The organism is Microbacterium sp. (assembly GCF_049661145.1).
Classification (GTDB): domain Bacteria; phylum Actinomycetota; class Actinomycetes; order Actinomycetales; family Microbacteriaceae; genus Microbacterium.
Genome location: NZ_JBASZT010000379.1, coordinates 1 through 4390, shown reverse-complemented (window position 1 = coordinate 4390; position 4390 = coordinate 1). Strand labels below are relative to the sequence as shown.

The 4390-nt window shown below is 68.4% G+C and carries 7 protein-coding genes; 2 read left to right on the top strand and 5 right to left on the bottom strand.

Going from position 1 to position 4390, the window contains the following annotated elements; genetic code table 11:
- The coding region (locus WBP48_RS15575) for a 30S ribosomal protein S15 (RefSeq protein WP_424441668.1) at positions 1–124 on the bottom strand (124 nt) is incomplete at its 3' end.
- A 116-nt stretch (positions 125–240) separates the two neighbouring features.
- On the opposite strand from WBP48_RS15575, the gene WBP48_RS15570 reads away from it, so the two are divergent.
- Positions 241–1548 (top strand): MFS transporter, encoded by a 1308-nt coding sequence (locus tag WBP48_RS15570; protein ID WP_424441667.1) that lies wholly within the window; start codon positions 241–243, stop codon positions 1546–1548.
- A gap of 14 nt (positions 1549–1562) precedes the next feature.
- On the opposite strand, the gene WBP48_RS15565 is transcribed toward WBP48_RS15570, so the two are convergent.
- From WBP48_RS15565 to WBP48_RS15550, 4 genes are all read right to left on the bottom strand, one after another.
- Positions 1563–1952 (bottom strand): type II toxin-antitoxin system VapC family toxin, encoded by a 390-nt coding sequence (locus WBP48_RS15565; RefSeq protein ID WP_424441666.1) that lies wholly within the window; start codon positions 1950–1952, stop codon positions 1563–1565.
- Positions 1949–2170 (bottom strand): type II toxin-antitoxin system CcdA family antitoxin, encoded by a 222-nt coding sequence (locus tag WBP48_RS15560; protein ID WP_424441665.1) that lies wholly within the window; start codon positions 2168–2170, stop codon positions 1949–1951. Before WBP48_RS15560 ends, WBP48_RS15565 begins: the two co-directional genes overlap by 4 nt.
- A gap of 92 nt (positions 2171–2262) precedes the next feature.
- On the bottom strand, positions 2263–2832 hold the full coding sequence (locus WBP48_RS15555; RefSeq protein ID WP_424441664.1) for a YceI family protein: 570 nt from the start codon (positions 2830–2832) through the stop codon (positions 2263–2265).
- A 90-nt stretch (positions 2833–2922) separates the two neighbouring features.
- Entirely contained in the window at positions 2923–3291 is a 369-nt protein-coding gene (locus WBP48_RS15550; protein ID WP_424441663.1) for an FKBP-type peptidyl-prolyl cis-trans isomerase, read from the bottom strand.
- Between the two features lie 218 nt (positions 3292–3509).
- Here WBP48_RS15550 and WBP48_RS15545 point away from each other — a divergent pair, with 218 nt between their 5' ends.
- A complete protein-coding gene (locus WBP48_RS15545) occupies positions 3510–4373 on the top strand; it encodes a fumarylacetoacetate hydrolase family protein (protein ID WP_424441662.1) in 864 nt (287 codons plus the stop codon).
- The last annotated feature ends 17 nt before the right edge of the window (positions 4374–4390 follow it).

The following is a 4390-nucleotide window of genomic DNA, read 5'->3' as shown; positions in this document are numbered from 1 at the left end:
GCTCGGTGAGGTCCTTGATGCGCTGCGTCAGCATCGCGACCTGCACCTCGGGGGATCCGGTGTCACCGGGGTGCGTCGCGTACTCTTCGATGATCGCCTTCTTGACGTCTGCTTCCAGTGCCATAGGGTGATCCCCTCTCTCCTCGTTGCGCGGCGCCCGACGCCTGATACGTGGGCTCTCTTTATCCGCGGCCGATCCAACGGCAACCTGAAGAGTCTACCAGGCCATAGGCTCGAACGGTGCCTCGGCTGTCCCGCGAAAGCTTCATCGATCTGCGCCCGTTCCGCGCCAGCCCCGCGTTCGCACGGCTGTGGATCGGCTCCACCCTCGCGGGCCTCGGCGGGCAGCTGACGATCGTCGCGGTCATGCTGCACATGTTCGAGCTGACCGGATCGACCTTCGCCGTGTCGATGATCGCCGTCGCCGGACTCGTTCCGATGGTGCTGGCGGGACTCTACGGCGGGATGCTGGCAGACGCGTTCGACCGTCGCATCGTGGCGTTGGTCGCGGCATCCGTCACCTTCGCCTCCACCCTGCTGCTCGCGGGGCTCGCCTGGTCGGGCAATGAGGCGGTCTGGTCGCTCTACGTGCTCTCGGTCGTCAATTCGTCGGCGAACTCGATCGTGATGGCGGCGCGGTCGGCGATCACGCCGCGGCTGCTCCCCCGGGAGTTGCTGCCGGCGGCGTCGGCACTGGGCGGCATCACCATGGGCATCATGGTGATGGGCGGCCCCGCGCTCGCCGGCGTGCTCGTCGCGTTGACGGGCTACGCGTGGACGTACTCGATCGACGTCGTCCTCATGCTGTCGCTGTTCCTCGGACTGTGGACGCTCCCCAGCATCCGCCCCGAGGGCGAGATCGTCCGGCCGGGGCTGGAGTCGCTGCGCGACGGCATCGCCTTCCTGCGCAGCGCGCCCAACATCCGACTGCAGTACCTGCTCGACATCACAGCGATGACCTTCGGGCAGCCGATCGCGCTGTTCCCCGCGCTCGGCACCGTGATCCTGGGCGGCGGCGCCATCACGACGGGAGCGCTCACGGCGTCGATCGCCGCGGGGGCGTTCCTGTCGAGCCTGTTCTCCGGACCGGTCGGCAGGTATCGCTGGCACGGTCGCGGCATCGAGCGGGCGGTGCAGGGCTACGGCCTCTCGATCGCCCTGTTCGGCGTCGTGCTCGTGATGGGCGCCGTCGGGCTGTTCGCCGACGGCGGCGTCGGCGAGAGCACACCGAACCTCGCGCTGATCGCGCTCGGGTGCCTCGCCCTGGCCGCCTCGGGCGCGACCGACAACGTCAGCGCGATCTACCGATCGACGATGATGCAGGCCGCCGTTCCCGACAGCATCCGTGGCCGGTTGCAGGGCGTGTTCATCGTCGTGGTGGCCGGCGGCCCGCGCCTGGGCGCGCTCTACGCCGGCACTCTCGCGACCTTCACCTCGCTCTGGTTCCCGCCGTTACTGGGCGGCTTCGTCATCGTGGGGCTGGTTGCGATGCTCGTACGCCGCAACCCGGCCTTCCGCGCGTACGACGCCGAGAACCCGGTGCCGTAGGACGCGAAGCAGTGTCAGGCACCGACGAGGACGATCTCGCACGGCGGTTCGGCCGCTGCCAGGCGGTGATCGGAGGTGAGTAGCGGGCACTCGAGCCGCTCGGCGAGGGCGACGTAGAGGGCGTCTACGACGCGCAGCCTTCCGTCGAGCTCGAGGGCTCTGCGGAGCAGCCCGCCATCGAGCGGGACCAGTTCCTGGACCAGGTCGGCGGCGTCGCGGACGGCGTCACGTGCCATGGCGTCGCTGAGTTCGCCGGCGCGCCGCAACCGCGCGATGGCCGACAGCACCTCGGCAGGCTGGTGCGCCGGGGCGACGAGCTCGCGATCGAAGTAGTCGAGCAGGGTGGTCTTGTTCGGCTGATCGATGATCACGTCGACGATCGCAGACGCGTCCAGGACGATCACTCGCCGAATTCCTCGCGCACATCGCGAAGGAGCCCGGACGTGTCGATCACGTGAGACGTCCGTGGGGCTCGGGCGGCTGCCGCGGCACGCCATGCGGCGTTGCGCTCGCGCCGCACCGCCTGCTCCAGCGCTTGCTGCGCCACGGCTGAGACGGCAACGCCGCGCTCGCGCACTTCGGCATAGAGCGCATCCGGAACGTAGATGCTGATCTTGGGCATACCCCCAATGTACCCCCTTACTGAAAAACCCAGGCCTCAAACGGGGCAGGGGCGGATGCCGTCGGCATCCGCCCCCTACGTCGCACGAACTGTCAGGCCTGAAGCGAGCCCTGCAGGTCGAGCGTGATGGTGACGTCCTTGCCGACGAGGACACCGCCGGTCTCCAGCGCCGCGTTCCAGGTGAGGCCGAAGTCCTCACGGTTGACGACGGCGGTCGCCGTCGCGCCGGCCTTGTAGTTGCCCCACGGGTCGGTGCCGAATCCGCCGAACTCGACGGTGAAGGTGACGGGCTTCGTCACGCCGTGGATCGTGAGGTCGCCGTCCACGAGGAAGTCGCCGCCCTCGTAGCGCACCCCGGTCGAGACGAAGTCGAGCGTCGGGTACTGCTCGGCGTCGAAGAAGTCGGCCGAGCGCAGGTGGTTGTCGCGACCCTCGTCCTTCGTGTCCACGGAGGCGACGTCCACGGAAGCGGTGACCGCCGCGGCGAGCGGGTTCTCGGGCGCGACGATCGTGGCGCTCTTGAGGCCGAAGACGCCGCGCACCTTGGAGATCATCATGTGGCGTACGGAGAACGTGACCTCGCTATGGGCGGGGTCCAGCACCCAAGTGCCGGCCTTGTAGCCGGGGATGTCGATGGCAGCGGTCGTGGTCGTGTCAGTCATGGTTGTCCTTTACATCGTGGGGGGATGGCCTGTGGGGGGTAACATCCCCTCGCGGATATCCATTCCCACGAATGTAAATATCCCGTGAACTCAGCCGACCTTCAGCAGGTCGATGATGAAGATCAGGGTCTTGCCGCCAAGGAAGTGTCCGCCGGCGGGTCCGTAGGCGAGGTGCGGCGGGATGACCAGTTCACGGCGGCCGCCGACCTTCATACCGGGAATACCGTCCTGCCAGCCCTGGATGAGGCCGCGCAGTGGGAACTGGATCGACTCACCGCGACCCCAAGAGGAGTCGAACTCCTCACCGGATTCGTACTCCACGCCGGCGTAGTGGACGGTGACGGTGTCCCCGGGCTTCGCCTCGGGGCCGTCGCCGACAATGAGGTCACGGATGACCAGGTCGGCGGGGGCGGGGCCCTCGGGGGCGTCGAACTCGGGCTTGGTGCGCTCTGCAGTCATGCTCTCCATCCAAGCACGCCGTATGGGGTCATACCCCCGCCGCGAGCCCCCTTGACGAGCCCGACCACTCCCGGTGACAATGGGGGCAGACCAACTCAGCGCTCGGGAGACACGCAGGCATCGCCGCGGCACCGAGCGCTGAGTCTGTTCCGCGGACCTGCGCGTCCGACGGCGGCCGTTCCGAGACGGGGCCGTTCCGAGGGCATTAGCCTGGACGGATGCGTTTCGCCCATGTCGTGCTGCCCCCCACGGATGAACCGCAGCTGGCAGCGGTCCACGGTGAGCGGGCCGTGGCCGTCGCCGGCCTCTTCGAAGGCGCGCCGCGCACGCTGCAGCAGCTGATCGAAGGCGGAGACGAGCTGCTCGCGCGGGTTGGGGCGGCGTCCGAGAATGCCCCGAGCGTGCCGCTCACGGATCTCGAGTTCGGCCCGGCCGTTCCCGCTCCACCCGTCGTCCTCGCGATCGGATTGAACTACGCGGCGCACTCCAGCGAACTCGGCCTGAAAGCCGATACCGCGCCGACCGTGTTCGTGCTGTGGCCGAACTCCCTCTCCGGTCACGAGCGCACCACGACGTGGCCGCGTACGCTCAGCGAGTCGGTCGACTACGAGGCGGAGCTCGGCGTCATCATCGGACGCCCCGCGAAGGACGTGACCGTGGCGCGCGCCCTCGACCACGTGTGGGGCTACACCGTCGTCAACGACATCACGGCCCGCGATATCCAGTTCTCCGAGGCGCAGTGGTCCCGCTGCAAGTCGTTCGACGGCTTCACGCCGAACGGTCCATTCGTCGTGACGGCCGATGAGATCGCCGACCCGCAAGACCTGCACATCTGGGCGATCGTCGACGGGCAGACGGTGCAGGATGCTTCGACCGGGCAGATGATCCGCTCGGTGGCGACCCTCGTCGCGCACCTGTCCCGCTCGGCGACCCTGCTTCCTGGAACGCTCATCTCCACGGGAAGCCCGGGCGGCGCCGGCTACTCACGCGACCCGCAGATCTTCCTGCGCGACCGGTCGACCGTCACGGTCGGCGTCGACGGAATCGGCGCTCTGACGACCCACTGCCGCATCGTCGGCTGAAACGACGAAGGTGGGGG

What these genes read in the sequence shown, in the direction of transcription:
- WBP48_RS15550 (WP_424441663.1), bottom strand. Translation starts at nt 3,291, where the DNA reads ATGACTGCAGAGCGCACCAAGCCCGAGTTCGACGCCCCCGAGGGCCCC.
- WBP48_RS15555 (WP_424441664.1), bottom strand. Translation starts at nt 2,832, where the DNA reads ATGACTGACACGACCACGACCGCTGCCATCGACATCCCCGGCTACAAG.
- WBP48_RS15545 (WP_424441662.1), top strand. Translation starts at nt 3,510, where the DNA reads ATGCGTTTCGCCCATGTCGTGCTGCCCCCCACGGATGAACCGCAGCTG.
- WBP48_RS15560 (WP_424441665.1), bottom strand. Translation starts at nt 2,170, where the DNA reads ATGCCCAAGATCAGCATCTACGTTCCGGATGCGCTCTATGCCGAAGTG.